Here is a 477-nt window from a genome sequence, read left to right as displayed (position 1 = left end):
GTCTTTTCCAGCGTGGTCCAGATCAGCTTGCGCGCGGTTTCCGTCTGCTGGCGTGTCAGCCCTTCCATGCCGAGGTGGAACACGAGTTGCCTGTGGCTCGGGTCCATGCCGTTGAAGGCAGACGGCCTGCCGTAGCCGGCCGACTCCATCACGTTCAGCAGCGGTGCGGACGCATCGCCTACCAAGCCGGCTTCCAGCAGCTGCGCCCGGTAGTAGGCCATGGCGTCGGCCGATTCACCGGCCAGCCAGGCCAGCTGTATGCCGAACTCGTCATCCTTGGCGGTAGGCGATGGAATGCGTATGGTGGTTTCGCGCGGATGGTCCCATGTGGGCGCCAGTTCGGGCATCATGCGCGGCGCGTTGCCGGAGAGGCGGTCCAGCACATGTTCGGCGATGACCTGCTGCACGCGCACCGGGTCGATGGCGCCGGCGGTCATGAACACTGCCTGCGAGGGGTGATAGTGGCTGGCGTGGAAC

1 protein-coding gene is annotated in these 477 nt (G+C 65.6%); it reads right to left on the bottom strand.

The annotated features are described in order from the left end of the window. On the bottom strand, positions 1 to 437 hold a 437-nt coding region (locus D7V77_RS42455; RefSeq protein WP_233597577.1), incomplete at its 3' end, for a hypothetical protein. Between the last annotated feature and the right edge of the window lie 40 nt (positions 438 to 477).

It is taken from the genome of Corallococcus sp. CA041A (assembly GCF_003612075.1).
Lineage (GTDB): Bacteria > Myxococcota > Myxococcia > Myxococcales > Myxococcaceae > Corallococcus > Corallococcus exiguus.
This window is presented reverse-complemented; position numbering and strand designations above follow the sequence as displayed.